The sequence below is a fragment of the Undibacterium sp. CCC3.4 genome, from assembly GCF_034347425.1.
Lineage (GTDB): Bacteria > Pseudomonadota > Gammaproteobacteria > Burkholderiales > Burkholderiaceae_D > Undibacterium.
In genome coordinates this window covers 2,193,905-2,220,353 of sequence record NZ_CP133779.1, presented here as the reverse complement: position 1 = coordinate 2,220,353, position 26,449 = coordinate 2,193,905, and the positions used below count along the sequence as shown (strand labels likewise).

At 54.8% G+C, this 26,449-nt stretch carries 21 protein-coding genes and 1 pseudogene; 8 read left to right on the top strand and 14 right to left on the bottom strand.

Going from position 1 to position 26,449, the window contains the following annotated elements:
- Positions 1-8: 8 nt before the first annotated feature.
- From otnC to RHM61_RS09940, 4 genes are read right to left on the bottom strand one after another with little or no spacing between them, the layout of a single operon-like run.
- Positions 9-671 carry a 3-oxo-tetronate 4-phosphate decarboxylase gene (gene otnC / locus RHM61_RS09955; protein WP_322250956.1) on the bottom strand — a complete coding sequence of 221 codons (663 nt, stop codon included), beginning with the start codon at positions 669-671 and terminating at the stop codon, positions 9-11.
- Positions 668-1,951 carry a 3-oxo-tetronate kinase gene (gene otnK / locus RHM61_RS09950; protein ID WP_322250955.1) on the bottom strand — a complete coding sequence of 428 codons (1,284 nt, stop codon included), beginning with the start codon at positions 1,949-1,951 and terminating at the stop codon, positions 668-670. The genes otnC and otnK overlap by 4 nt, the downstream gene beginning before the upstream one ends.
- Positions 1,952-1,962: 11 nt before the next feature.
- Positions 1,963-2,880: an L-threonate dehydrogenase gene (gene ltnD, locus RHM61_RS09945; RefSeq protein ID WP_322250954.1), complete on the bottom strand. Its 918-nt coding sequence runs from the start codon at positions 2,878-2,880 to the stop codon at positions 1,963-1,965.
- A 37-nt stretch (positions 2,881-2,917) separates the two neighbouring features.
- The gene (locus RHM61_RS09940) at positions 2,918-4,249 is read right to left on the bottom strand and encodes an MFS transporter (protein ID WP_322250953.1); all 1,332 of its coding nucleotides are present in this window, start codon (positions 4,247-4,249) and stop codon (positions 2,918-2,920) included.
- A gap of 190 nt (positions 4,250-4,439) precedes the next feature.
- Between RHM61_RS09940 and RHM61_RS09935 the strand changes: the two genes are divergently transcribed.
- Together RHM61_RS09935 and RHM61_RS09930 are read left to right on the top strand one after the other, a co-directional pair.
- Positions 4,440-5,243 (top strand): FadR/GntR family transcriptional regulator, encoded by an 804-nt coding sequence (locus RHM61_RS09935; protein WP_322250952.1) that lies wholly within the window; start codon positions 4,440-4,442, stop codon positions 5,241-5,243.
- 509 nt (positions 5,244-5,752) lie between these two features.
- Entirely contained in the window at positions 5,753-6,109 is a 357-nt protein-coding gene (locus tag RHM61_RS09930) for a hypothetical protein (protein ID WP_322250951.1), read from the top strand.
- 57 nt (positions 6,110-6,166) lie between these two features.
- On the opposite strand, the pseudogene RHM61_RS09925 reads toward RHM61_RS09930, so the two are convergent.
- From RHM61_RS09925 to RHM61_RS09910, 4 genes and pseudogenes are all read right to left on the bottom strand, one after another.
- A pseudogene (locus RHM61_RS09925) lies at positions 6,167-6,358 on the bottom strand (transposase domain-containing protein); the annotation flags it as partial.
- A gap of 157 nt (positions 6,359-6,515) precedes the next feature.
- Positions 6,516-6,887: a hypothetical protein gene (locus tag RHM61_RS09920; protein WP_322250950.1), complete on the bottom strand. Its 372-nt coding sequence runs from the start codon at positions 6,885-6,887 to the stop codon at positions 6,516-6,518.
- A gap of 279 nt (positions 6,888-7,166) precedes the next feature.
- Positions 7,167-7,496 (bottom strand): type II toxin-antitoxin system YafQ family toxin, encoded by a 330-nt coding sequence (locus RHM61_RS09915; protein ID WP_323493357.1) that lies wholly within the window; start codon positions 7,494-7,496, stop codon positions 7,167-7,169.
- Positions 7,468-7,746 carry a type II toxin-antitoxin system RelB/DinJ family antitoxin gene (locus tag RHM61_RS09910; protein WP_322250949.1) on the bottom strand — a complete coding sequence of 93 codons (279 nt, stop codon included), beginning with the start codon at positions 7,744-7,746 and terminating at the stop codon, positions 7,468-7,470. The genes RHM61_RS09915 and RHM61_RS09910 overlap by 29 nt, the downstream gene beginning before the upstream one ends.
- A 459-nt stretch (positions 7,747-8,205) precedes the next feature.
- On the opposite strand from RHM61_RS09910, the gene RHM61_RS09905 reads away from it, so the two are divergent.
- From RHM61_RS09905 to RHM61_RS09890, 4 genes are all read left to right on the top strand, one after another.
- Positions 8,206-9,939, top strand: coding sequence for a methyl-accepting chemotaxis protein (locus tag RHM61_RS09905; protein WP_322250948.1), 1,734 nt, complete (start codon positions 8,206-8,208; stop codon positions 9,937-9,939).
- A gap of 524 nt (positions 9,940-10,463) precedes the next feature.
- A complete protein-coding gene (locus RHM61_RS09900) occupies positions 10,464-11,786 on the top strand; it encodes a hypothetical protein (RefSeq protein WP_322250947.1) in 1,323 nt (440 codons plus the stop codon).
- Positions 11,779-12,522: a hypothetical protein gene (locus tag RHM61_RS09895; RefSeq protein WP_322250946.1), complete on the top strand. Its 744-nt coding sequence runs from the start codon at positions 11,779-11,781 to the stop codon at positions 12,520-12,522. The genes RHM61_RS09900 and RHM61_RS09895 overlap by 8 nt, the downstream gene beginning before the upstream one ends.
- 3 nt (positions 12,523-12,525) lie before the next feature.
- Positions 12,526-15,357 (top strand): ATP-binding protein, encoded by a 2,832-nt coding sequence (locus tag RHM61_RS09890; RefSeq protein WP_322250945.1) that lies wholly within the window; start codon positions 12,526-12,528, stop codon positions 15,355-15,357.
- A 21-nt stretch (positions 15,358-15,378) separates the two neighbouring features.
- Here RHM61_RS09890 and RHM61_RS09885 read toward each other — a convergent pair.
- The 3 genes from RHM61_RS09885 to RHM61_RS09875 form a co-directional block, all read right to left on the bottom strand.
- Positions 15,379-16,550, bottom strand: a protein-coding gene (locus RHM61_RS09885; RefSeq protein ID WP_322247382.1) for an IS3 family transposase whose coding sequence is annotated in 2 segments (ribosomal slippage) — positions 15,379-16,286 and positions 16,286-16,550 — 1,173 coding nt in all. Because the reading frame shifts where the segments join, the coding sequence is not laid out codon by codon here.
- A gap of 448 nt (positions 16,551-16,998) precedes the next feature.
- Positions 16,999-19,203, bottom strand: coding sequence for a PGDYG domain-containing protein (locus RHM61_RS09880; protein WP_322250944.1), 2,205 nt, complete (start codon positions 19,201-19,203; stop codon positions 16,999-17,001).
- A 47-nt stretch (positions 19,204-19,250) separates the two neighbouring features.
- Entirely contained in the window at positions 19,251-20,741 is a 1,491-nt protein-coding gene (locus RHM61_RS09875; protein ID WP_322250943.1) for a toll/interleukin-1 receptor domain-containing protein, read from the bottom strand.
- Positions 20,742-20,896: 155 nt separating this feature from the next.
- Between RHM61_RS09875 and RHM61_RS09870 the strand changes: the two genes are divergently transcribed.
- The gene (locus RHM61_RS09870; RefSeq protein WP_322250942.1) at positions 20,897-22,318 is read left to right on the top strand and encodes a DHA2 family efflux MFS transporter permease subunit; all 1,422 of its coding nucleotides are present in this window, start codon (positions 20,897-20,899) and stop codon (positions 22,316-22,318) included.
- Here RHM61_RS09870 and RHM61_RS09865 read toward each other — a convergent pair.
- From RHM61_RS09865 to RHM61_RS09855, 3 genes are all read right to left on the bottom strand, one after another.
- Complete coding sequence (locus tag RHM61_RS09865; protein ID WP_322250941.1) at positions 22,312-22,758, bottom strand: Rrf2 family transcriptional regulator; 447 nt, start codon at positions 22,756-22,758, stop codon at positions 22,312-22,314. The genes RHM61_RS09870 and RHM61_RS09865 overlap by 7 nt on opposite strands.
- A 39-nt stretch (positions 22,759-22,797) precedes the next feature.
- Positions 22,798-24,018 (bottom strand): NO-inducible flavohemoprotein, encoded by a 1,221-nt coding sequence (hmpA, locus tag RHM61_RS09860; protein ID WP_322250940.1) that lies wholly within the window; start codon positions 24,016-24,018, stop codon positions 22,798-22,800.
- A gap of 109 nt (positions 24,019-24,127) precedes the next feature.
- Positions 24,128-24,505, bottom strand: a complete 378-nt coding sequence (locus RHM61_RS09855) for a TraR/DksA C4-type zinc finger protein (protein ID WP_322250939.1) — start codon at positions 24,503-24,505, stop codon at positions 24,128-24,130.
- A 218-nt stretch (positions 24,506-24,723) separates the two neighbouring features.
- Here RHM61_RS09855 and RHM61_RS09850 point away from each other — a divergent pair, with 218 nt between their 5' ends.
- Positions 24,724-26,442 carry an alkaline phosphatase family protein gene (locus RHM61_RS09850; RefSeq protein ID WP_322250938.1) on the top strand — a complete coding sequence of 573 codons (1,719 nt, stop codon included), beginning with the start codon at positions 24,724-24,726 and terminating at the stop codon, positions 26,440-26,442.
- The last annotated feature ends 7 nt before the right edge of the window (positions 26,443-26,449 follow it).

Here is a 26,449-nt window from a genome sequence, read left to right as displayed (position 1 = left end):
TTTCCGAATTAGAGATCGAGCCCGAAAGCTGATTTGAGTTCATCGATTTGTTGGGTATCGAGCGCGCGATAAGGCTCGTCGCGTAACAGCAGGAATAACTTGGCGGTTTCTTCCAGTTCTTCGGCGGCATAGACGGCGGCCTCGATGCTGGAACCGGACACGACCGGCCCGTGGTTGGCCAATAACACCGCACTATGCTTGTTCGCTAATGCAGAGATGACGCCAGCCAGTTCCGGGTCGCCCGGGCGATGGTAGGGTACCAAGGGCAATCGGCCGATTTTCATCACAAAGTAAGGCGTCAGCGGCGGAATACAATCGGCATGATTCAAGCCGCACATGCAGGAAATCGCGGCCGAATGGGTGGAATGCAGATGCACAATCGCACCAGCAGCAGCGCGGCTTTGATACATGGCGCGATGTAAAAAGGCTTCTTTCGACGGCGCATCACCACTGATGCTGCGGCCATTCCAGTCCAGCTTGGAGAGTTTGGCCGGATCAAGCCGACCCAGACTGGCATTGGTTGGGGTGAGCAACCAACCATCTTCCAAACGCACGCTCAAATTGCCGCTGCTACCGGCGGTCAGGCCACGTTCAAACAGTGAGCGCCCGAATTCGACGATCTGCTCACGCTGCCGCGACTCTTCGGCGTGGCTGTGGATGGCGACAGTCATGCTAGCTTGCTCCAGGCTTTCAGAAAGAAATCGGTGCTGCCGAAGTTACCGGATTTCAGCGCCAAGGCCAGCGGCATACTGCCACTGTCATGCGCGCTCGGTAAGGTGGTAGTCCATGGTACACCAGGATCGATTTCCGGCCCGATGCGCAGACCGGAAACACCGAGCGCCTTGACCACCGCACCCGAGGTTTCACCACCGGCGACGATCAATTGTCCCACACCTAACTGTATCAAGCCGCGCGCAATGGCGGCCAGCGTTTGCTCGACCAAGGCCCCGGCCGCTGCTACGCCCAGTTGCTGCTGGATTTCACGTACATTCTCGGGCGCGGCAGTGGCATAAAACAGGATAGGGCCGACATCGCGATGCGCCGCTGCCCACTCAAGTGCGGCACTGACGACATCGTCGCCACGCGCTAACTGTTGTGGATCGATTTGGAATGCCGGTGCATGCAAACGCATGTAGGCGACTTGTTGTTGAGTAGCGACGGAGCAGCTGCCCGAGATCACTGCGCGCCAGCCGCCGGTAGCCGGTAGTAAATCGGCCACATCACGTCGCGTGAGTAAGCCGCGGCGGCGGAAATTTTCTGGCAGCCCGAGGGCGATGCCGGAGCCGCCGGTCACCAAAGGCAAATCGGCGCAGGCGGCACCGATCGCTATCAGATCGCGGTCTGACACGGCATCGACCACGGCGAAGCGACAGCCTTGTTCGCGTAAGCTGGTAAAGCGTGCGGCGATGGCACTTTCACCCTGCTCGACCGCGCGGTAATCGGCCAAGCCTACTTTGCCTTGCACTTGCTGCTGTAAGACGCGCAGCAAATTGGCGTCATTCATGGGCGTGAGCGGATGATTGCGCATGCCTGATTCGCTCAGCAATTCATCACCGACGAATAAATAGCCGCGGTAAATCGTGCGTCCGTTGGCAGGAAACGCCGGACAGGCGATGGTGAAGTCGGTATCGAGTGCCTGCATCAGCGCTTCGGCTACCGGGCCGATGTTACCGCGCGCGGTAGAATCAAAGGTCGAACAATATTTGAAATAGTATTGCTGCGCCCCCGCTTGCTGCAACCAGCGCAAAGCCGCCAAGGACTCGGCAACCGCCTCATCGGGATGACTGGTCCGCGACTTGAGGGCGATCACGATGGCATCGACATCCTCAGGCGGCGGACCGTCCGGCACGCCGATCAATTGCACGGTACGCATGCCGGCTTTCACCAACATGCCGGCCAAGTCGGTGCCACCGGTGAAATCGTCGGCAATACATCCAAGTAACACAGCCATGTTATTTCCCCTTATGCAGCTTGATCAGTTGCGGATGGCACCGGCAAACTGATGCCAGGGAATACTTTCACCACCGCAGAATCATCTTCCGCACCAAAGCCTGCCGCCGAAGCTTGCATGAACATTTGATGCGCGGTTGCCGAGAGCGGCAGCGGGAAGACGCTTTTTTTCGCGTAGTCGAGCACAATGCCTAAATCTTTGACAAAGATATTGACGGCAGACAGCGGTCGGTAATCACCGGCGAGGATATGCGGTACGCGGTTCTGGAACATCCACGAACTGCCGGCACTGTTGGAAATGACTTCGTACAGGGCATCGGGATCACAACCGGCACGGATACCGAGTGCCATCGCTTCCGCGGCGGCGGCGATGTGAACACCGGCCAAGAGTTGATTGATCATTTTGACCTTCGAGCCTTGGCCCGGTTGATCACCGAGCCTGTACAGCTTGGCACAAATTGCATCAAACAACGTGGCGCAAACCTCGAATGTAGCCGGTGCACCGGCCGCCATGACCGACATTTCCCCTGCGGCAGCCTTAGCCGCACCGCCGGAAATCGGTGCATCGATGAAGCGCAAACCGAGTGCCGCCAAACGGGCACCCAATGCTTCGGCAAATTCCGGTGCCACCGTGGCACTGGCAATCACCACCGCACCCGGTGCCAAATGGGCAGCCGCGCCATGTTCGCCGAACAGTACTTGCTCAGTTTGTTGTGCATTGACGACGACGATCAGCAAGGCCTCGACCTGCGGGGCCAGGGCTGCCGGGGTGGCGGCAGCGTGTGCCCCTGAGTCGACTAACTTTTGCACCGTTTCCGGCCGCACGTCACAGGCATGCACCTCGAAACCGGCACGTAATAAAGATTGGGCGATGCCCATACCCATGGCACCGAGACCGATCACGCCAACGCGTTTGATTTGTACTGTCATTTAAATACTCCTATTGAGAAAGCCGGTGGCGGCAAAATTAACGATTCACCATGCGGGCCGGCAGTCTGAACACGACCAAGGCACCGAACACCAGCACACCGGCCAAGGCGTACATGCCAATATCGGTCGAATGCGTGAGATCTTTGATCGCACCGATCAAGTAAGGACTGGCGAAGCCGGCCAAGTTACCGACCGAATTGATGGCGGCGATACCAGCCGCAGCGGCGACACCATTTAAAAACGCTGTTGGCAAACTCCAGAACAAGGGTGCCGAAGACAGTACACCGGCAGCGGCGATGGTGAGGAAAACGATGGCAACTTCCGTATTGGTGGTACCGGCCAAGGCACTGCCAACCAAGCCTACCGCTCCGAGTAACATAGGAATCATCAAATGCCAGCGGCGCTCTTGGCTTTTATCCGAACTGCGTCCTAATACCAGCATCGTGATCACGGCGGCCGAATACGGAATCGCGGTAAACAGACCGATATTGAAGACGCCTTTGATACCGGCAGTTTTAATCAGGGTCGGCATCCAGAACGTCAAACCGTACTGCCCCATGACGCAGCAAAAATAGATCAAAGCCATCAGCCACACGCGGACGTCGCTAAATACGGCACGCAAAGATGGGTGAGCAACCTTGTCTTTGGAATCTTGGTCGATGCGTTCTTCGAGCAAGCATTTTTCTGCTTCAGTCAACCATTTCGCCGAGCGAATACCATCGTCGAGATACAGCAGTACGATCAGGCCAAGGAAAATAGCCGGTATTGCTTCAAGAATGAACATCCATTGCCAGCCAGTCAAACCATTAACGCCGGAAAAGGATTCCATGATCCAACCGGACAGCGGCCCACCGATCACGCCAGCTAAGGGAATGGCAGTCATGAAGGTGCAGACCATGCGCGAGCGGCGTTCGGCCGGGTACCAGTAGGTCAAATACAAGATGATACCGGGGAAAAAGCCCGCTTCTGCCAAGCCGAGCAGAAAGCGCATGACGTAAAACATGAACGGCGTCGTGACGAACATGAAGGCACCGGACAAGACAGCCCAAGTAATCATGATGCGCGCGATCCAGACGCGAGCGCCGACGCGATGCAAAATGATGTTACTCGGTACCTCGAAGAGGAAATAGCCGATGAAAAAAACACCGGCACCAAGACCGAACACGGTTTCGCTGAATTTTAAATCAGTCAACATCTGTAATTTGGCGAAGCCTACATTGACACGATCAAGATAGGCGACGATGTAACACAGCATTAAGAATGGCACGATGCGCCATGTGACTTTGCGATAAACCGCTGCTGCGTCGACTGTGGACGCAGAGGCCGAGCGGCCGCCCCTCCCTGTTGTGTTTAGTCCTGAATTTGCCATCAATATCTCCATAATGTGGTGGATGAGTGAGAACTCGCCTGATTGGTGCTGCTCGTGCCGTGCGAGGGGCAACTTGTATTAAATCTGTTTTGTTGTATGATATTTGTCTATTTTATGCGTGTCAAGCTGTATGTTTGTATAATCAATGCATCGATCCTCCACTCGGAGGACTGCAAGAAAGAACAGCTCCATGGACCAAACGATTTTCTCCCTCCCCTTTCCCAGCGACGCGCACGGCGGCTTCGCGGCCGGTACGCTGGGCGCGCGCGTAGCCGATAAATTGCTACAAAAAATACACGACGATCACTTGGTACCAGGCACCAGACTGCCTTCCGAGCAAGCCATGGCCTTGCACTTTGGCGTCAGCCGCACGGTGATACGCGAAGCGATCGCGCTGCTCAAGAGCGGCGGCATCCTCAGTACCCGCAAGGGTAGCGGTACCTTTCTTTGTCAAACAGAAACGCTGCGCAGCGCCAAGGAAGCGGAATTGACCGAGCAATCGGTACAATCCTTACTCAATCTGATCGAAGTGCGGCGCGGTTTGGAGGCAGAAACGGCGGCACTGGCGGCGGTGCGCCGCACTCCCGGGCAACTGGCAGAAATCGAACACGCTTTGCGGCGCATCGAAGAAGCCGTTGCTGCCGGGGTCAACGGCGTGGAGGAAGACGTGCGCTTTCACTTGAACATCGCCGAAGCAACCGGCAACCCGTATTGGGTGAAGTTTGTGAAAATGTTTGCTGAGCCGACCAGGTTGGCGGTCAAGGTAACGCGTGCCAACGAGGCACGGCGTACCGATTTTTCTGCTCAAGTGCTGCAAGAGCATGAAAAAATCGTCAGTGCGATTGCCCAGGGAAATCCTGAACTGGCGCGCGCTGCGGCAACGGAACATATGGTGCAGGCGGCTGAACGGGTAAAGCAAGCCGATCGCGATTTTTGGCATGGCGATGGTGGCGAGTTGGCGCGTCATTTGGCGCTCGATCCGATCAGCGAGTAATTGAGAGTCAACACCGTAAGCAGCGCTGGCTCACCATCATCAAAAATCTGACTAGGGTTTGAAACCCCGGCCTTCAGAGGCTGTCGCAAAAGCCTGATGGACGCTTTTTTACACCTGAAACACCGTATACCTCGTCATTCCCGCGTGCTTTTGGCGGGAACCTGGTGTCGTTTTTTACACTGAAAATGCCACAATTTTTGGCATTTTCAGTTAACCACGAACGTCGCTGGATTCCTGCCAAAAGCACGCAGGAACGACGCGGCCACCAGTCGGGGTAATGATACCGACTCAATACCCTTTTGCGACAGCCTCTTTTGGCCGGTGAGCGACGAAGGAGCGACGCGATGGGAGGGGATGCAAACCCCTTCCAGAGTCTTTTCCATCGTCGCTTGCGACGATCCATTGAGTTGTAGCTTGCGTTGTAGTTACAATTATTACAATAATAAAACTGGCCATTTGATCATTCCCGTCTACAATCAAGACAGGTTTTTTACACGGCAAGAATGATCATGCAAACTACGCTTTATGTTGCCATTACAAATGGTCTGCGCACCTTGTTGCGGATTCGGCGCAAGCGTGCCTTGTTGCCGATCCAGGAAAAACCGGCCTTCGGCAGCACGCTGATACGCGAACGCTTGCAAATGCAGTTGTTTACGGCGATCGACCATGAACAATGGGAATGGCTGGCCGCACAGGGCTGGCGCATTCTGTCCATGCACAATAACCGGCGGCGTTATTACTGCGTCCCGCGTGAGATCACCCATGATTTACTGCAGGCACCACCAGAGCGACGGGAATCTGCGCATAGACAGTTGCTGCAGTACCGCTATCTCAGCAAGCATTTGCGTCAGACCGTCTTTAAATAAGCGGGCGGGCGCTGATCGGATCTGAATAAGGTAAGCGCTCCACCATCAACAACCTATTCAAGCAACGGTTTCACTGGCTAAATCGTGCTTATGCAAATTCCACGGCAACAGCGCCTCATCTACCGTCTTCGTCAGCGGCAAGCTGCGTATGACTCGTCGCAACCATGTGTACGGTTCCAGTCCGCACGCTTTGGCCGTTTCTATCAAGGAGTAAATAAGCGCACTGGCGTGCGCGCCGACTGCGCTATCACGGGTGTCCACAGAATTCGGAAAAAATAGCACGCTAGGTGTAGCGACCTGTCAGGTCGCTACACCTAAGTAAGCTTATGAAACTGATTTCACAGAACTCCAAGCACTCCCATAGGAAGTGATGTTGAGACTACTGAATTTGCTTCAGCAGGAGCACTTATACGAGATTCCGTGCGAGGAAGTGCTTTAGGTCGCCGGTTGGGTTTACGCCTTTCAAACAAACCAAAATGTACATGCCAATCTGTCTGGCTTGGCTGGTTGCGACGTGTTCTTTACCAATTACCTCTATAACAATTGGTAATCCTAGCTCTAGCCATTCTTCTAATACCTGAACGCGGTCTGCATTTTTTAGGTGGTCGGATAGTTCTAAATTTTCACTATTGCTGATTGCACCTAGTGCAGTCGATAAATTCAGGGTCTGAAGGATAAGGGCCGTAGCCATCCCTTTTTTTTCCGCACCATCGGCATGTTTATATATGTCAAGCCAAGTTGTAAAATTAAAAAGACAGTTTTTATTCAAACGTTGCACGTTACGATTTAAAGCCCAAGCTACGAGCCCTAATACTATTAGTACTAGTATTACGTAAATCATAATTCCCTTTAATTTTTTTAGTATTATCGCTAGGCTAAATATTTCATCTCAAATGAGAAAATTGCAAATTAAATGATTGAATGTCCAGTCGCGGCAGTGCCTTCACGATCTTCATCGTTTTAGGACTGAGCTATTATTTTTTGTGGACATTCTTGTTGTTCCATTTCACCATGAGTTTCCATGGTCTCCTTAATAGGGTACGTCACGCGCCTCTCGTTAACCGAACAAATCGGCATGCGTGCCGGTGCGCACGAACACAATCAAGCAATGCTTCCCGCCGTCATCTAGCTTGTAGGCCAGCAAAAAATCGCCGCCGATATGGCACTCCCGATGTCCTTCCCAGTCACCACCCAAAGGGTGATCGAGCCATTCCGGCCCGAGGGGGCCATCGTTGGCGATCAGCAGCAGCATCGCTTCCTTGAGTCGGTTCATGTCATAGCAACCAGCCCGCGACAACCGTTCCCAGTCTTTCAGAAAGGACTTCGCATAGTCCGCAGCACGAGGTAGCGGAGCGCGCTTACTTGCGGCTGTTCTTTTCGAGGTCATCAAACAGTTCAGTAGCAGAGTCAAAACGGGCGCGATGCGTGCGTGCAATCTCGTCAGCCTCGACCATCGCGGCGCGAGTTTCAACGTTCGGCACCTTAAGCGCAAACGGCATTTGCTTGTCGGCGACGACGCGCATCAAAAACACGCGCACTGCATCGGAAACAGACAGGCCCATCGCGGCCAAGGTTTCGGTGGCTTGCGCCTTAATTTTTTCGTCCACGCGGACGTGAACCATTGTGGTGGTAGCCATAGCGGCCTCCTTTCAGTGTGAGTTACATTGTATCTCACTGACTCGCAGTAAGCAAGGCAAGGTCTGCTTGGCGTATCGGGACTGCCAGATTGAGCTATACCCTATTCTGATGCGCCGCTATGCGCCGCAGCTCCTGGCCGTACTCAAGCTGCAGGCGTCACCGGCTGCCAAGGGTGTGCTTAATTGCCAGCGGCAAGCTGTCGACATATTAAGCACAGATTTGTGACTTATCGTTAAAGTCAGCCTCTGTTTCCAGCGATACTTAGCGGCATACCGGTCAGCACGCATAACTGCTGTATATTGTCCTATGGCAATATTGCCACTGGCAAGCGGCGGCCCAAGCACAAGTGATTATTGCTTAGCTTTACACTCCTGATTGCCAATTACACCATCGCCTCTATCCTCCTTGCAGCGCGAGGATACCGACTTACCGTGTCAAATCAGATGAGCCACACTACTATGAAATTCTCCCACCTCAAAATTGCCCCACGCTTGTATTTTGGCTTTGGCGCAGTGATCGCCCTGTTAATCGTGCTTGTTATTATCGCTTGCACCAATTTAGCCAAGACCAACGAGGCCAACCAGCGCAACATCCATACTTATCAGGTGCTGGACGAGGTAAGCTCTATACTGGAAAGCTTGATCAATATCGAAACCGGGCAACGCGGTTTTTCTCTGAGCGGCAAGCCTGCCTCGCTGGAACCCTACAAGCAAGGCAAGCTTAGCTTACGCCAACATCTGGATAAAGCCAAAGCGCTGACGGCCGATAATGCCGAGCAACAATTGCGCTTGCAACAACTCGATCAAAACCAACAATCATGGATCAGTAGCGCCATTGACCCAGCCATCCAGTTGCGCACCGATAGTAGCGATAGCCAAATGGAGGGCGTGGTAGCCGATGAGCAACTTGGCAAGGGCAAGCAAGGCATGGATGCGATGCGTGGGCTCATCAGTTCCATCGCTGCCGCCGAACAGACTTTACTGACGCAACGCGAAGCGAGCGCGGCAACGCTGCAAGCGCAAACACAATGGACTTTGATTGGCGGTGGCATCACTACCGCAGCGCTGGCGATGTTAATCGCCTTCTGGTTGGCACGTAACATCGTCACACCAATACGCGAGGCAGTGGAGCTTGCCAAGAAAGTGGCGCAAGGCGACTTGACGGTGCAGGTCATGGTCGCTTCGACCTCGAATGAAACCGGCGAACTGCTGGCGGCACTCCGAGACATGAATACCGCGCTGGTAACGGTAGTCGGTGAAGTTCGGCTTGGCACCGATACCATCGCCGCTGCATCGGGGCAAATCGCTTCCGGCAACCTCGAACTATCTTCACGTACCGAGGCGCAAGCGAGTGCCTTGGAGCAAACCGCTTCGTCGATGGATGAATTAACCGGTACCGTGAAGCAGAATGCCGACAATGCGCGCCAAGCGAATGTGCTGGCCATGTCGGCTTCCGAAGTCGCAATCAAAGGCGGCGTAGTGGTGACGCAAGTGGTCGACACCATGAGTTCGATCAATGCCTCATCGAAAAAAATCTCAGACATCATCGGCGTCATCGATGGCATTGCGTTTCAAACCAATATTTTGGCCTTGAATGCGGCGGTGGAAGCGGCGCGTGCCGGTGAACAAGGGCGTGGCTTTGCCGTCGTCGCCAGCGAAGTGCGCAATCTGGCACAACGCTCAGCCAGCGCCGCCAAGGAAATCAAAACCCTGATCGCCGATTCGGTAGAAAAAGTGGAAGTTGGTACCAGACTGGTCGACCAAGCTGGCACGACCATGAACCAGATCGTCGACAGTGTTCGCCATGTCACCGATATCATGGTCGAGATTACCGCGGCAACCCAAGAACAAACCTCGGGTATAGACCAAATTAATCAAGCCATCATCGCCATGGATAATGCCACCCAACAAAATGCTGCCTTAGTAGAAGAAGCCGCCGCTGCGGCGCAATCCTTGCAAGATCAAGCGAATAGTTTAGTCCAGGTCGTCAGTGTGTTTCATCTCCATGCCGCCGACCTGCCGGCGGCGATAGCGCTCGATAAACGCCCGGCTGCGCCAGCAAAAGTGACCACGGTACGACGCGCAAGTGCGGTCAAAGCAGCAGTTGCATCTACACTAAGCAGCAAACCGCGCCGTAACGCCACGAATACGCCTTTACTGGCGGCAGATTCAGGGGAGTGGCATGAGTTTTAGCATTACTGCGGGTGCGCGGTCGGCGTCATCGCCTCGGTGCGTTTCGTCGACGCGTTTCCAGTGCTGAAAACGACACTGGGTTGCCGCCAAAGGAGCGCGAAAATGACCTGGCTTGCGTGGCTTCAGAGATAAAAAAAGTCCGCCAGGTTTTCGCGACAGCCTCTGAAGCTGGCGATTGCTATGGCGCTGAGCGTGGATTTAATCGAAGCGGTTTGCCCGCCTTCACTGAGGTGCACTTGCGTCGCCTTACAGCGCATCTTCATTGACAACGGTCAACTCCGCTGCGATGGAATCCGCGCGTCCCTAGTCGGCTTCTCTGCTTTCACAGATTCGCTAACCGATAAGATGCTAGGGAAGGAAATGATCGTAATAGACATTAGTTTCGTTAACCTCATCGTCAATCCGTTAAATAATTAACATTACCAAAATGTCACTATATTTATCCATGTTTTTGATGCGGGTATAATAGCGAGGAGATTCACCATATTATCAAAATAACAAAATACGTATTCACCAAATGACGCATGCAAAATTTTAGTGACGACTCTCCCGTCCAGACTGAGGATGACCTCGCTCTGCAGACGTATTTCAAAAGCGGGATTTCTCCCGATGACGTTGCCGCTGTATTCCCCTTGAGACGTGGCCAGCCGGTGATACAGGCCTTTACGGCGCTGTTTCATGGCGGTTTCAATGGCGTGTTGCTGCGTCTGTTGGTATTGCGCGAGCTGAGCGCCGATGTCGATTCGCCTTCGCTGAGCCGCGCCGATATCAATGCCAAGCTCGGCTATCTGGAACCGGAAGCGCTGGAAACGGCGCTGGCGCGCTTGCGTTCTACCGGTTTGCTGATCTGGGATGCCAGCCAAGCGGTGTATCGCATCGCGCCGACGGCACGCAATGTCTTGGCGGCCTTGGCTTCGTTACTGCAAGCGGAAGACCAGCACGATCCGGCGGAAATGAGTTATATGCTGACTCAAGTGGCGGGTGCGCAGGCGGTTGGTGGGGTGTCGGTAGAACAATTGCACCATTTGTTGGGGCGCTTGATCGAGTTGACCGAGGAATTTTCCGATGCGATTGCATCCGGTTCTGAATTTCAACTGCGCTCGGCGCAGAAAAAATGGCATACGGCTTGCGATTGGGTAGAAAAAGGCTCGCAGATTATTCTCGCCATTACCCATGACAGCCGCGCCGACAGTGCTACACATAGGGCCGCGCAAGCGATCGGTCGGGCGCAGAGTGCGCTGCTCAATATGCAGGGGATGTTTTCGCGCGCCTTGAATCAGATCGAGCGCCAGCGTGTACACCTCGGTCAATCGGGCTTGTCGACCACCGATATCAAAACCTGGTTGCTGCAAAAAGAGGATTTGGCATCTCTGGCCGACGAGGCCTTGGCCAGCCCGGTGACGCCCTTGTTCATCACGCCTTCGGAGATGGTTGATGTGGCTGAGAGTGAATTACTGAGCCAGCGCGTGTCGGCCGTCGCCGGTGCCTTACCGGTCGGTGAAAATGCGATTTCGGTCGCCAATGAGGATAGCGATGCCTTGCATGAGCTCGATCATTGGCTGGCCTTGCTGACAGCCAGCGCCGCGAGCGCGCAGCCATTGGCGCTGCAGGATATTTTATTGCCGGCCAATTTTTCCATCGCCTCTTACCGTGCTTCGATGCTGCCCTTGCTTGGCGATATCAATGAATCGGCCTTGCAAGGCGCGACCGCACTGCTGGCGCGCCTGCCGCTGACATTCAACTCCAAAGATAAAATGCATAAGCTGCACGACAGCGAGGTCGCCGCGATGTCGGTGGCCAGCCTGATTCGCACGCCATTGCCACCTGACGGGACTCCCCATGACTGAAGATGCACAAATTCTGATCGCGCGTTTGCTCGCGCATCAGACCCTGCGACGTGAAGATAAGCTGGTCAAGCGCGCCTTGTCGGATGAAATTTTCCGCAGCGAACTCGATGCTCGTCTCAAAGCCTGTGGCATGAAATTCATCGATAATGTGTATGCCGATCATGTCACGCTGGCGCTGACGCGCGACAGTGAATCGAAAGTGTTCGGTACCAAAGACACCTGGCAAAACAATAATTTCGGCTTGGCACGCGATGGCGTGGCCTTGCTGGTGGTGTTGTGGTCATTGATTATTTTACCCAAGCGTGAGCGGCAAGAAGCGCACCAACTGGCGCAGGAAGATCAGAACGATATGTTCGGTAAGGAGAAACCCTTGCCACGTGCGGAAGACAGTTCGATCGGCATGTCGTATCGCGCCCTGCTGGCCGATTTCGGCGACAAGCTCGGTAAAAAAACGCGCATGGATATGAACCTCGGCCAATTGGCGCGTTTAGGTTTTGTCGAGCGTAAGGGTGATTTGATCCTGGAAGGGCCACTGCTCGATCTGTTGATGGATACCGACCGTCTGAAAGACCGCATCATCAACGGTGCCTTGTCTGATATTTTCCAAATCCCGGCCGCGCGTGCTGCGTCCCCTGCTCTGCCCGATGCCATCGTCGAGCATGATGATACGCACGCCGACGCGAACGCCCACAATAGCGACAGCGACGCCGCCGACCTCTCCACTGAAAAAGAATAAGCCATGTTTCATATCAAATCGCTGGAACTGGTGCATTGGGATTATTGGCAACGCATCAAAAATATTCCGCTCGATGCCAAGATCATCACCATCGCCGGTCAAAATGGCTCGGGTAAAACCACCTTGCTCGATGCTCTGCGCACCTTGTTCGGGCTCGAGTGTTCGATGGGACGTTCGTATAAACACTATGCGCGCCATTCCGGCCAACAAACCGCGTGGATACGCTCGGTAGTGGATAACAGTGCGGTTGGTCCGCAAATTTCGAACCGGCCGTTCCGCATGTCGGGGCTGTACGATGACGAAGTCACACTGTTTTGTAAGATAGAAAAAAACGGTGGCGATTGGAAGCGTCAGTATCTGATGCGCGGCGGTCGCGTCGATATCGAAGAGGTGCAGGAGGCGCATGACTGGCTAGGGGTGGAAAGTTACCGCAAGCGGCTCGCGCATGCCGGTTTGTCGAATGCCATGGGTAAAGTGCTGGCGCTGGAACAGGGTGAAACCGATAAGCTGTGCGAATACGCGCCGCGTCAGTTGCTCGATCTGGTGTTCCAAGTGTTCGGTGATAAAGAAGTCCTCGATGCGTATGACGATGCCAAGCGCCATCAGCGCGATACCGAAACCGAATTACAGCGTTTCGAGACTGAACTCGAGGGGGCTAAAACCAATTTGGAAGGTTTGCGTCTGCGGGTAGCCAATTATCATCAGTACGAAGGCTTGCAGCGCGAAAAGCGTGATTTGCAGGAAGAAATTCTACCGACCTTGCAATACCATGAAGCTCTGGCCGGTGCCGCTGCGACCAGTCTGTCGCTGCGCAATGGGCGGCGTCTGCTCAAGAGCCAAGATGCCGCGCTGTCAGAGCGACGCGGGCATTTGGCGCAACAGGCACAACAAGTGTCAACCGCCAAGCAAGCCGAAGCTGCGCTCGAAGCGGAAGAAGCCGGTTTGCGTGAAAAGCTACAGCAAATTAACAGCAAGCTCAAGCCGCAGGAAAGTCTGCTGGAACAAAAAGCGCGGCTGCAGAAATTAGCGGCGGAAGCTGATCCCGATGTCGCCCATGTGGCCGATGAAGTGGAGAAAAAAGAAGCGCAATTGAGCCGCCAAAAGGCCGAGCGCGACGGTCTGAGCCAACGCATCGCTGCCGAGATGGATACCATCGCCGCCTTGCAAAGTAAATCGGCCTTGCCCGACCCGGAAAATGTGCGGCAAATGCGGCGCGCGCTGCAGGAAGCCGAGATCGCGCATTGCATGCTGCCCGAGATCGTCGAGGTCAGCGATCCGCAGTGGCAAGCGGCGGTCGAAGGCGTGTTGCGCGGCTATACTTCGGTGATTTTGCTCGATCATGCCAGTGATGCGGCGGCCGCTTACCGGATCGGGGAAAAACAGAAATACAATCATTTCATCGTGCCCGATCGCGTCAGCGCTCCGTCGGTAAAAGACCAGAGTTTGTTATCGGTAGTGCATTTCAGTGCACAGGCACCGGCCTGGTTGATCGAGCAGTTACAGCGCATCGTGACGGTGAAATCGGTCGAAGCCGGCATGAAACTGCCGCGCTCGCAGGAGTGGATCACTCCTGAGGCTTACCACTTCGAGCGCCGTGGCGGACGTTCGCTGTTTGTCGAAGTTTCTCGTTACCGCTTCGGTAATGCCGGCCGCAGCCAACGCCTCGAGGCCTTGCTGAAATCACTGCCGCGCCTGCAATCGCAAGAAGATGTGTTGACCATGCAGATCAGTAAGCTGGCCGGCGAAATCGGTACCTGTAAAGCGCGCTTGGCCGGAGTCGATGCGGCGAAAGAGTTAGCGGCGCGCCATGCTGAGTTTGACGAAGCCGCGCACAGCACGCAACCGCTGAAACAGCAACGCATGCAGGTCGGCGGGCGGCTCGGTGAACTCGCACCCTTGCTCAAGGCAGCGACCGAACAACGTTCGGTCGCGCATTTGCGCTGGGAACAAGCGAAGGCGGCGATTGCGGACGCCGAAGCACAAGTTCGCGCCGCTGAGAAACGCCATGCCGAAGAACGGCGCGCGCACTACGATATTCTGACCGGCATGCGCAGTACTTGGCACAATTTGCCGCCAGCGTGGAAGCGCAGCGTACACCGGCAGGCGCTGGTGGCCGAGCATGAGAATGTCCATCAGATCGAACTGCGTATCCGCAGTTTGAGTAATAATTTGGCGCGCGATGACTGGGAAATTGATGGCACGGTGGTCGATCAGTACACCCGTCTCAACACGCTTTTGCTGGGTCGGCAAGCGGAAACCGATGAGCGCCGCTATCAGAATAACCGCGCCATCGAAGCCACCGTCAATGCGCGCGCCGCGTATATGGACCGGCTGCGCTACACCATCAAGTCTTACAGTAAAAATATCAAGCAACTCGGCGAGCTGGCCGGGATTGAAGTGCATACCGATCCGGTGAAGTTGGAAAATGATGATATCCAATTGGCTCAGGCCGGTTTGCATGTGCGTTTCAAATTCGATGGCAAGGGGCCGATAGGCATGAATGACGGCGAGGCTTCAGGTGGCCAGCAAGTGATGAAGTCCTTGATACTGCTGATCGGCTTATTGAAATCGGAAGATGGTTCGGGTGGCTTTGTGTTCATCGATGAACCGTTTGCCCATCTCGATATTCGCAATATTCAATTGGTCGGTGAGTTCTTGAAAAATACCGATGCACAGTATCTGATGACCACGCCTCTGACCCACAATACCGATGTCTACGATCCTTCGGAACTGACGCTCATTACCAGCAAGAAGAAGAAAGATGCCGACTGGGCGCAGCCGATTTTCGTGTTACAACGAAAAGTGGAAAAAACTAAGGAAGGTCGACGCGCTTAACAACTTAATGGATTGTAGTGGTCAAGTTATTTCGGACACATCAATAGGTTTTTTTTCTGCCATTTCTTTTTCGTAAATCATGGGCGGCAAATTGCCCAGCGTTGAATGCAATCGTAAGCAGTTATAAAAGCCTACGATGTATTCAATGATGTCTTTTGTGGCTTCCATTTGATTCGCGTAATCGCGTTGCCAGACACGCTCCATCTTTAAATTTAAGAAGAAGCGTTCCATCGCCGCGTTATCCCAGCAGTTTCCTTTACGGCTCATACTGCAAACAAGGCCATGTTGTTTGAGTAAATGTTGGTATTCATGACTGGCATATTGACTGCCACGGTCGGAATGCAAAATTAAACCCGCTGCCGGCTTACGTGCCTCAACCGCCATCCGTAGCGCCCGACAAACCAATTCAGCTGGCATCGTTGGCCCCATTGCCCAGCCTATGATTTTTCGTGAGAATAACTCCATCACGACCGCCAAATACAACCAGCCAGTACGCGTACGGACATAGGTAATATCGGAAGTCCAGGCGCGATTGGGCTCTGCTGGGTTGAACTGTCTATTGAGAATATTGCTCGCTATTGGTAAATCATGTTTGCTATCTGTCGTGTTGATAAATTTTCTCTTCCAGACGGTTTTGATCTGGGCTTCACGCATTAAGCGCCGTACTTTGTAGCGGCCAATGACGATGTTCTTGGCGTGCAGTGCACTGACCAGGCGACGGCTGCCATAACTGCGGCCACTGGCAGCGAATTCCGCTTTCAGATGCACGCTGGTGACACATATTGCGGTCATTTTTGTCTTTGCTTTTGCTGCGTAGTAGCCAGACCGGCTCGCTCCCAAGAGACGACACAGTTGTGCTACCGTGGCCTTCGTTTGCCAATGATCGACTAACTCGTAGATCATTTCATTTCGCGTGCAAAGAAGGCCGATGCTTTTTTTAACAGGTCATTGTCCGAACGCAGTAGACGGTTTTCTTGTTCGAGTTGGCGAATCCGTTGCAGCTCGGCAGACAGTGGTTTCCCTATGCCAGCCTGGCCACCTTGTTCAGCGCGATATTGTTCAACCCAGCGCCGCACGGCGGTTTCTCCAATACCCATATCTTTCACGATTTTAGCAACCGCTACGCCTTGATCCAGCACCATCCGGGCCACTTCAAGTTTAAAAGTAGCTTCGTATTTTTTATTCCCAGTCATCTTTATTTTCCTCGTTTAGGTAATTATTCCTCCTATTGAGGTGTCCGTAAACATTAGACCATTACAGATCGTCGCAAGCGACGATGGAAAAGACTCTGGAAGGGGTTTGCATCCCCTCCCATCGGGTCGCTCCTTGGTCGCTCCTTGGTCGCTCCTTGGTCGCTCACCGGCCAAAAGAGGCTGTCGCAAAAGCCTGATGGACGTTTTTTAAACCTGAAACACCGCATACCTCGTCATTCCCGCATGCTTTTAGCGGGAACCCAGCGTCGTTTTTTACACTGAAAATGCCACAATTTCTGGCATTTTCAGTTAACCACGAACGCCGCTGGGTTCCTGCCAAAAGCGCGCAGGAATGACGTGGCCACCAGTTAGGGTAATGATACCGACTCAATACCCTTTTGCGACAGCCCCTGAAGGCCAGGGTTTCAAACCCTAGTCAGATTTTTAATCAACCGCCGGTGGCGGCTTCGATCGGCCGCTCGCGATGCAAATTGTGCCAGTTGGCTTGGTCGCTGACAAAAACATTGCCGATGCCGATCAGGGCATGCCGAATTTGCGCGTCGGGCACGGTATCGCTCGGTGCGTGTGCCAGCCGCTCGCTGATGAAGCTCTTGGCATGCTGCAGTTCGGCCAGAATGATTTTGCCGCGCCGAATTTCGCTTTCGAGGCCAAAATTTTCCAGTACTTTTTTATGCGCGGCCCAGCCGGCTAATGCGCCTATGCTGGCCAACACCAAAAAATGATGCGCGTAGCCCTCCCACGCTTGATGCCACAGTGTTTCGGCGAGGGTGTTGCAAGCCAATCCAGCCACGCCGAGCATGAACAGACTCAGGCACACTCTGGCGCGCGCCGTGAGAAAATTCACGGCTAACTCGCGGCGCTTGAGCAAAGTTTTTTCATGGTAGTCGATTTGCTCTTCGATAAACTCAGTCAGCGCGGCACGGACGCTGGTTTGGCCCCAGCGCGTGCTGTCCACAACACTGATGTGATGCAGAGCACGCAGCGCGTTTCGGACCCAATTGGCGGCGGCCGCGTCGATATTGGGTACGGCATCGGCGACGCTGGCGGCTAGTCCTAGCCTGTTCCAGCAGTGTTGTACCCGCAAGCACTCGGCCAGCAAGCGGTAATCCTGATGTTGCTGCTCGAATTGCGCCCGTTTGGCATTACTGTAACGCAACAAAGCCCATGCCAGTGCGCTCAGATAGACGCTCATGAACAATGCGCTGGCCCAGTGCTGCCACCAAGTGGTATCACAGCCGATGAAAGCAAACACGTCGCTGCTCTCACAACTGGCAGAAATTTCCGTATAGGCGGCAAACGACAAGGTCGCCAGCAAGCCCAGCCCGACTAAGGATGTGGCGCGGCGCAGCGCCTCCGCCGGCATGCTGCGCCATTGTCGGTGTCGCAGGCCATGCAGCCAGCCGCCTTGCTGCGCCAGCCGTTTGGTAGTGCTGAAGAGCAGACTTTGCCAGGCATCCTGATGCCGTCCGGCCAACTGGTCCGCCAGTAACTGTATCCGTTCGAGTGCGTCCGGCAGCAAGGCGGTCGCCTGGCCGGCAGCGTTTTGTTGGGCCCGCGCTTGAGTATTGAAGATATTCAATTCCAACAATTGCTCGGCCAGCACTTGGGTAAGCTGCGCCGACTCGTCCTGGCCTTGCGCCTCAGAGTGCAACAACAAGCCGCGCCCGATTTGCTTGAAATCAGGCAACATCTTGCCGAACAATTGCCAACGACTGAAGCGCCGTTGATGCGAACGCTGGCCGCTGGCTGGTGAGGCTGCCAGCCAGCGTAACAATTCATGCACTTGTGTCAGTTCCAACACGGGGGCCGGCAGTGGCAAAGCGTACAAATGATGATCTTGCAATAGCAAGACGGAAGTTGCTCCGGCTGCGGCCCAGCATGGTAGCGCCGCGCCGAACTTGGCGATGGCGCGACTCATAGCACTTGGGACAAGCGGCGCGATGAGCAAGGAACAATGTTTAAGCAAATACACGGCTGCACGCGCAAACGGATCGATATCGATGCTCACGAAGACAGACGGCAGCGGCGTGGCCGGCATGGCAGAAAATGTCAGATTGGCATCGAAACGGCGCTGCTCGAGGCTGCCATCGTCAGCCGGACTGAGCAAGAAAATTTCGCTGGCCGGCAGCAGTGCGTGTAGCTGCGCCAGCACTGCGCAGCAACTGGCATCGGCCGGTCCAGCCAAGCCAATCAACAGCGGCGCGCCATCGGCCACCGGCTCATAGGTTTTGGCAAAAATATCGGGCGCGACGATCGCTTGCCCATGCGATGGATATTGCACCAGCCAATCGCCCGACTGCGCACTGAGGCGGCCACGGCCGTGCTCTAACTCCACCTGCAGCGGGGCATCGAGTCGCCGAGCCAGCACCCGCAGGGGTCTGGCCAGATAGTCGCCGGCGGCCGCTGCGCCGCCGGGCTCACGGGCCACATAACGCAAGGCAAATTCGGCCGCCGCCACCGGCCAACGCTCGCCATTTTGGCCAGTGATGATGGCGTCACCGGGCTGACACCGTACTTCCCCTTCCAAGGTGCTGATGCTGCCGGCAGCGGTAGCAAAACTGACCTGATACGACAAGGGACGTTTGCGATACGGCGTGGCGTGCTGCAGCGGATCGCGTAAATCGATATGCATGAATGACCTTGAATGAATGGCTGACAAACGGATGAACGGCGGCGTGCTCAGATCTGCCGCTGTAAGGGCGGCTGGTGTTGATTAATCCAAAATACCAAATTGCTCAGTAGAGGTAAGCTGGCGCAACCATTGGCGCGAACTTCGATTTGTTTGAGTACTTTGCTGAAATTTTCGCGGTAATACGCTGCTTCTTCTTCGCTCAGGCGTGCTTGGGCATAGCGCAGTGGCAGCGCAAATATCTCGCCTTCGCGGCCGCGGTCTTTCGCACAGCAGGCGAGGATTTCACGCGCCGACAAATCGATATCGACGGCATAAAATAATTCCGGCTTACCACCGCGCAAGAGCTCACGACTCAAACCCATGAAGCAACGCCGACTGACTTGGCTCTTGCGTATGCCTAATTCTTCGGTCATTTCGCGATACACATTGACCTCATCGAGCGTTCCGGCAGCGCTGTGATGACGAAAACTGCGTTCGATATCATCGGCCGTCATGGCCCCGGAAAAACCGGGACACAGTTGCAAAGGATTGGTCAGCACTGTGGCACTGCGCTTTTGAAAAATCATTTCGCCATCATTGGAAAACACCAAGCCATTGATGCCGGTATGGTTGGCCAACTTGCTGCTACTCAGCGCTTCAAGCCGGCCGTCGGGGTGCACCTCATCACGCAGCGTGCCATCGATGGCATCATCGAAATCCATCGCCATATTGGTTTTGACGTATTCAAAATACGAGGTCGGCTGAAAATGCAGCCGCAGCCGCGTGCCCCCTTCGACCGCGAGCAGGCGCGCGGTATCGGTATCGTAGAAGGATTTGCCACGATGAATAGCATCGGCCTTGTATTCTTCAAAGGCGGCTTTCGAGCCTAGCTTGGCTTTGAAAAAATTGTCATCAAGCACCACTTCGATATCCTGTTCAACGCTGCCATCGGCGGCATTAAGCACGGCAACCGTCGGTACCCGATAAGCTTGGCCGGCCGCATTCACGACTTGTAAAATATGCTCTTGATCAGCATAACGCTGCAACATATCGAGCGCGGGATTGAGAAAGCGCCGCAAACCTTGCGCCGGCTGCGTGCTGTGGCCAGCGCTGGCTTGTTCGGCAAGAGCGGCAATTTGTTTGACCAAGGCAGAAAATTCGGCTTCTTTCGGACTCGCCAAGCCTATCGCATTAAAGCTAGGCAGCAAGCAAATCGGTTCCGGTAAACTCATGGCCGCCGGCATGGCAGCACCATCGATGAGTAAGGGAACGATGGTTTTGCCGAGTTGCAAGGCGGTGTGAATTTCCCATACCACTTGGTCTTCCTGATCCAGCCGCTCAGCAATCTCTGCCAGCCAGCGCGCGCCGATCACCACCACCACGATGGCGGCACGTTCGAGCTCTGCTTGCAGATGGGCTTTCCAGTCGCTCGCCGCAGCGATATTTTCAATATCGAGAAACGCTTGCTCGGGGCCCAAAGTCTGTTCCAACGCGGCATGCAAGCGTGCCGTGAACTGTGCGCTGTCGCTGCGCCGATAAGAAATAAAGATGGTACTCACACAGGCCTCCTGAGATAGAAGCGGTATTGTGCCACGAGGCAAAAAAATTCTAAAATATTATTTAAAGGCCATCGCCGGTAGCGCCACGTTACGCTAAGCGATCGCGCTACAGTCGGTGTATCATGCTCGCTATCCTCACCTTTACTCATCTATCCATGTCTGCTGCTCCGGCTGTCGCCTCCGAATTGGCGGTTAAAAGGTATCTACCCTGGGTGGTTGCCATCGCACTGTTCATGGAGCAGCTCGATTCAACCATTATCAATACCGCCGTGCCGGCGATGGCCGAGAGTTTGCAAGTCACGCCCTTGAGTCTTAAGGCCGTCATCACCAGTTACATACTCAGTTTGGCTGTTGGCATCCCAGTGAGCGGCTGGATCGCCGATCGTTATGGCACGCGCCGGGTGTTCAGCTTGGCGGTGGCGATCTTCACGGCTTCGTCGGTGTTGTGTGGCTTGTCGCTCAATCTGCCCATGCTGGTGGCAGCGCGGGTTTTGCAAGGGCTGGGGGCGGCGATGATGATGCCGGTCGGGCGCTTGACCATCGTGCGCACCTTTCCCAAGGCGGAATTATTAACGGCGATGAATTTCGTGATTATTCCGGCCCTGATCGGCCCCTTGCTGGGGCCGGCTATCGGCGGTGTGATTGTGCATTGGCTGTCGTGGCGGGTGATTTTTTTCATCAACGTGCCGGTCGGCTTGATCGCGCAATACCTGATCCATCGCCATATGCCCGATTATTACGGCGAGCAGCGCCGTCCGCTCGATTGGCAGGGCTTGTTACTGTTTGGCAGCGGTGCCGCCTTATTGTCGTGGCTGTTGGAAATTTTTGATGAACATACGATTTCGCTGCCGCTGACGGCCGCGCTGCTGGCGCTGGCGCTGGCTTTGCTGGCAGCGTATGCTTGGCATTCGAAGCGCGTGCCGGCACCGCTGCTGAAACTGCAGTTATTTGCCGTGCGTACCTATCGCGTGTCGGTGGTTGGTGGTTTTCTCACCCGTCTGGGCTTGGGCGGCATGCCGTTTTTGCTGCCCTTGCTGTATCAATTGGGACTGGGTTTGCCGGCTTGGCAATCGGGCTTATTGATGATGCCTTCGGTGCTGGCAGCGATGTTCATGAAGTTGATCGCCACCCGCGTGCTGCGTCGTTTCGGTTACCGTCAGGTATTAATCGTCAACACCCTGATGATAGGCGTGACCATCTGCTGTTTCGCCCTCATTGCTGCCGGCACCCCTTGGTATCTGATTGTCGTGCTCAGTTTGGCGCAAGGTTTGTTCAACTCACTGCAATTTACCAGTATGAACTCGATGGCCTATGCCGACATCGCACCAGCCGATGCCAGTATGGCCAGTACGATTTCGAGTACGCTGCAACAGATGTCGATGAGTTTCGGTTTGGCCTGCGGCTCGCTGGTAACGGCATGGTACTTAAGCGATTTACCACAATCTGACCAACAGGCGGTCACCGCTGCGCTGCACCAAGCCTTCCTCACACTGGGCGTGCTGACCTTGTTTTCTTCGCTCAGCTTTTGGAGTTTGCACCGTGATGATGGCGAAAGCGTCAGCAAGGGCAGTCAATAAGCTTGGAAACGCAATTGATGCAAATGCATGATGGCTTCACGCGTCGGCGTCGCGACGGCATCGGCCAGGGTGTGGCGATCAAGCGCGGCATAAAATGCCTGTTGTGCTTGATCGAGCATACTCTTGAGCCGACACTGGCCGCGCAGATGGCAAGCCGGTGCGGCACAATCGATGAGCTCAGTATGCCCCTCCAGTTTGGCGATGATTTGCCCGAGCCGATACTGATCAGTCGCCGCCGCCAAGGCCAAGCCCCCCCCCTTGCCGCGGGTAGTGATGATCCACTGCTGTTGCGCCATAAAATGCACCACCTTCACCAAGTGGTTGCGTGACACTTGGAACACACCGGCGATCTCGCTGATCGTCACCGGCTGCTGCGGCTCCGGTTGGCTGAGATAGATCAGTACGCGCATGCCTAAATCGGTGAAATGCGTCAATTGCATGAATTTTCCTTGTTAACAGTGCACCGATTTCGGTCGATGTCAGCCGGATACGCCGCCGGCACCGAAGGCTTCCTGGTGTATTTTCGCTGGCAACACACCGAGTGCGCGCAGTTGCTGTGCTTGTGCCTGCATGAAAGCGCGTGGACCGCACAGATAATAATCAGCATGCGCTGGCAAGTATGTTGCATCGAGCGTCGCCAAGTCCAAGCGGCCGGCATGCTGGTAATCGCTGTCTTGCTGGTCGATGGCGCGCGGGTTCTCATAATAAATCATCGTGCGCAGAATTGCATGCGCCTTAGGTAATTCGAGCAAGCGCTGTTTAAAGGCATGCACACCGCCATGTCGACAAGCATGTAAAAAGCTCAGTGGTCGCGTCGACTGTTGCCGCACCAAGTGTTCCAGCATTGCCATCATCGGCGTGATGCCAACGCCGGCGCTGATCAATACCACCGGTGTGGTGTCGGTATCATTGAGAAAATACTCGCCCATCGGTGGCGCGAGGTCGACCAAGCTATGTTCCAACACGCTGTCATGCAGCAGATTCGAGATCACCCCAGCCGGATGCACGACACTGCCGGCCTCGCGTTTGACGGAAATGCGCAGGCAGTCTTGGCCCGGGGCATCCGACAAGCTGTACTGCCGCGCTTGCAACATGCCCAGCGCTGGCACCATCAAGCGCAGCGAAATGTATTGTCCGGGGCGAAATGTCGGCACGGTGCCGCCATCGGCTGGCACCAAGTAAAACGAGGTGATTTCTTCACTCTCGCTGAACTTGCGCGCCACGCGAAAACTGCGCCAGTTACTCCAACCACCGCTTTTCGCGGTGGCCGACAGGTAGAGTTGCTGTTCTTCGGCAATCAAGATATCCGCTAATTGACCATATGCGGCCGCCCAAGCGGCAATCAATTCATCGCTGGCGGCCGCCCCCAACACTTCGCGTATCGAGGCAAGCAAATGCCGGCCAACGATTGGATAGTGCTCGGCACGGATCCCGAGACTGACATGTTTGTTAGCCACCAGCGCCAGCACCGGTTGCAACACCGCCGGGTTGTCGATGTGTTCGGCATACGCCAGCACGGCACCGGCCAAAGCTTGCTGTTGCCGACCCGATTGCTGGCTGCTTTGATTAAACAAGGCTTTCAACTCCGGGTTATGCGAAAACATGCGCGTATAAAAATGGCGTGTCAGTGTTTCGCCATGCTGTTTCAAGACAGGGACGGTGGATTTTACCAAGCTACGGGTAGCGTTATCGAGGGTCATGATTGTAAGTATATTATAAATACATGTTATAGAATAAAAAAACAGCAGCCAGCTCACAGGGAGCATGCTGCTATTTTAATTCCTTTAACATGCATTTGCAATACATCTATTACATACTTGGATGTCGATGCAAACCTAAACGATGCGCTTCCTGTTCAATTGCCGCATTACACGCTATGCAATACTCGGTGGTCGGCACCGCCATTAAGCGTTCAAACGGTATCGACGCTGCGCATGTTTTGCAGATGTCGATGATGTCTTCACTCAAGCGCGCCTGCGCCGCTTGCAATGCTTGCCATTCCGCATGTTGACGCAAATATTGAGACATAGCATCATGATTAAGTTCCTCCGCCACCACCCCGTCACCCGCCTGACTATCGACGTGCAATAAGCCGGGGTCATGAAGCCGTAATTGAGTTTGGATATCCTGCTTCATTCGCTCCAAGATCTGTTTCAAATTTTGTTGTTGTGCGCTGTTGAGTCCCATTTTGTTCTCCTGTAAAGATGGTCTTCCTACGATTAAAGCTTACTCTGGCGGCACTGCATTTGTTTGATGCAAAACAAGTGCCGCAACAACGTGACGATAAGGCCGCAACAGCTCACTCGGGACACAATGTACTGTTGCAATTTTTGCCTCATGGCATTATTTTAATTTTTTCAACAACGGCACGCAGCCGTCCCCTCTCCCTCAAAAATAAGGAAAACATGCGCCTCCATCACCCACTAATCGGCTACCCCGGTCTGCGAAACCTGCTGTCGTTGACCATCCTGCTCGGCATGGCCGGCAACAGCTTGGCCGCCGTCACAGCGCCATCGATACCGCCACAGACAGCGGCACAAGCAGCCGCGCCTAAGCTGGTAGTGGTGCTGGTCGTCGACGGTTTGCCACAAGAACAAATTCTGCGTTACCGCGATCAATTCGGTGCCGGTGGTTTTCGCCGTCTGTTGGCCGAGTCGGCCTGGTTCAGCAATGCCCATCAAGCCCATGGCGTGACCGTCACAGCGGTCGGGCATGCGGCGGTATTGAGCGGGGCCTATCCTTACCAGCATGGCGTCATTGCCAACGACTGGATCGATAAAACCACGCTGGCATCGGTCTACTGCACCGAAGATGCGCGCTACACTTACCTCGGCAACGAAACGGCAGCACATGCCGGCACGGCACCGACGAATTTACATGCCAGTACCGTCGGCGACGAATTGCGCTATGCCAGCGGTAATCGTGCCAAAGTCATCACGGTCTCGGGCAAGGACAGGGGCGCGATCTTATTGGCCGGGAAAAGCGGCACGGCCTATATGTATATGGGAAAAAGCGGCGAATTCGCCAGCAGCACTTACTATATGCAGCAACACCCAACTTGGGTGCAGCAATACTTGGCCGGCAAGCCGCAGGATGCGTATTACGGCAAAACTTGGCAAATGTTGCTGCCGCCAGCCGCATATGCCAACGATGCCGCCGATGAGATCGTCGATGCACCGAGCCGCGCTGCGCCACTGGCCTATGACAGCCGTTCCGGCCACCCCGATGCCGAGTATTACGGCAAGCTGGGTACCGGCCCGTATCTTGATGAGCTGACGCTGAAATTCGCCCGCGCCGCCATCGAAGGAGAAAACCTCGGGCGCAACCCGGCCGGTGTGCCTGATGTGCTGGGGGTCAGTTTGTCGAGTCATGATTACGTCAATCATGCGTATGGCCCGGAAAGCCGCCTCTCGCACGATCATTTGCAACGACTCGACCGCATGTTGGCCGATTTTTTCAATTATCTCGACAGCCGCGTCGGCTTGGCCAATACCTTGGTGGTATTGACTGCCGATCATGGTTTCCCAAATGTGCCGGAATATGCACAAGCCTTGCAGCGCGATACAGGTCGCATCGATAGCAAAGCGATGCAAACTGCCTTGGAGAAACATTTGAGCGGCCGTTTTGGCGTCGATGGTCTGGTCAGAAAATGGTCGGCACCGGTGTTCTTACTCGATCAAAATCTGATTGAGCAAAAACATTTGCCGGCAGCAGAAGTCGAAACAGCTGCCACCCACTTCCTCGAAAGCTATCCGGGCTTGGCTTACGCTTACAGCCGCCATCAGCTGGAAAACGGTCAATTGCCGGCCAACCGTATCGCCAAGCTGATGCAACGCGCTTGGAACAGCCAAATCTCGGGCGACATCATGGTGGTCGCCAAGCCGAATTGGATTTTCGGCAGCGGCCGCCATGGCACGACGCACGGTTCGCCATACAGCTATGACACGAATGTGCCGCTGATGCTGATGGGCGCGAACTGGATTAAGCCCGGTTACTATGGCGACTATGCCGAGGTAGTCGATATCGCGCCGACGCTGTCGCACCTGCTGCAATTGCGCCCGCCGTCGGCCTCGGAAGGACGGGTACTGAGCGAAGTGTTGTCAACGAGCTTGCGGCGGCCCTGAGTACGAT

Coding starts and splice junctions, on each gene's coding strand:
- otnK (WP_322250955.1), bottom strand. CDS start 1,951: ATGGCTGTGTTACTTGGATGTATTGCCGACGATTTCACCGGTGGCACC.
- RHM61_RS09850 (WP_322250938.1), top strand. CDS start 24,724: ATGCGCCTCCATCACCCACTAATCGGCTACCCCGGTCTGCGAAACCTG.
- RHM61_RS09895 (WP_322250946.1), top strand. CDS start 11,779: ATGACTGAAGATGCACAAATTCTGATCGCGCGTTTGCTCGCGCATCAG.
- RHM61_RS09910 (WP_322250949.1), bottom strand. CDS start 7,746: ATGGCTACCACCACAATGGTTCACGTCCGCGTGGACGAAAAAATTAAG.
- ltnD (WP_322250954.1), bottom strand. CDS start 2,880: ATGACAGTACAAATCAAACGCGTTGGCGTGATCGGTCTCGGTGCCATG.
- hmpA (WP_322250940.1), bottom strand. CDS start 24,018: ATGACCCTCGATAACGCTACCCGTAGCTTGGTAAAATCCACCGTCCCT.
- RHM61_RS09900 (WP_322250947.1), top strand. CDS start 10,464: ATGCAAAATTTTAGTGACGACTCTCCCGTCCAGACTGAGGATGACCTC.
- RHM61_RS09865 (WP_322250941.1), bottom strand. CDS start 22,758: ATGCAATTGACGCATTTCACCGATTTAGGCATGCGCGTACTGATCTAT.
- RHM61_RS09880 (WP_322250944.1), bottom strand. CDS start 19,203: ATGCATATCGATTTACGCGATCCGCTGCAGCACGCCACGCCGTATCGC.
- RHM61_RS09935 (WP_322250952.1), top strand. CDS start 4,440: ATGGACCAAACGATTTTCTCCCTCCCCTTTCCCAGCGACGCGCACGGC.
- RHM61_RS09870 (WP_322250942.1), top strand. CDS start 20,897: ATGTCTGCTGCTCCGGCTGTCGCCTCCGAATTGGCGGTTAAAAGGTAT.
- RHM61_RS09930 (WP_322250951.1), top strand. CDS start 5,753: ATGCAAACTACGCTTTATGTTGCCATTACAAATGGTCTGCGCACCTTG.
- RHM61_RS09915 (WP_323493357.1), bottom strand. CDS start 7,496: ATGACCTCGAAAAGAACAGCCGCAAGTAAGCGCGCTCCGCTACCTCGT.
- RHM61_RS09890 (WP_322250945.1), top strand. CDS start 12,526: ATGTTTCATATCAAATCGCTGGAACTGGTGCATTGGGATTATTGGCAA.
- RHM61_RS09940 (WP_322250953.1), bottom strand. CDS start 4,249: ATGGCAAATTCAGGACTAAACACAACAGGGAGGGGCGGCCGCTCGGCC.
- RHM61_RS09855 (WP_322250939.1), bottom strand. CDS start 24,505: ATGGGACTCAACAGCGCACAACAACAAAATTTGAAACAGATCTTGGAG.
- RHM61_RS09905 (WP_322250948.1), top strand. CDS start 8,206: ATGAAATTCTCCCACCTCAAAATTGCCCCACGCTTGTATTTTGGCTTT.
- otnC (WP_322250956.1), bottom strand. CDS start 671: ATGACTGTCGCCATCCACAGCCACGCCGAAGAGTCGCGGCAGCGTGAG.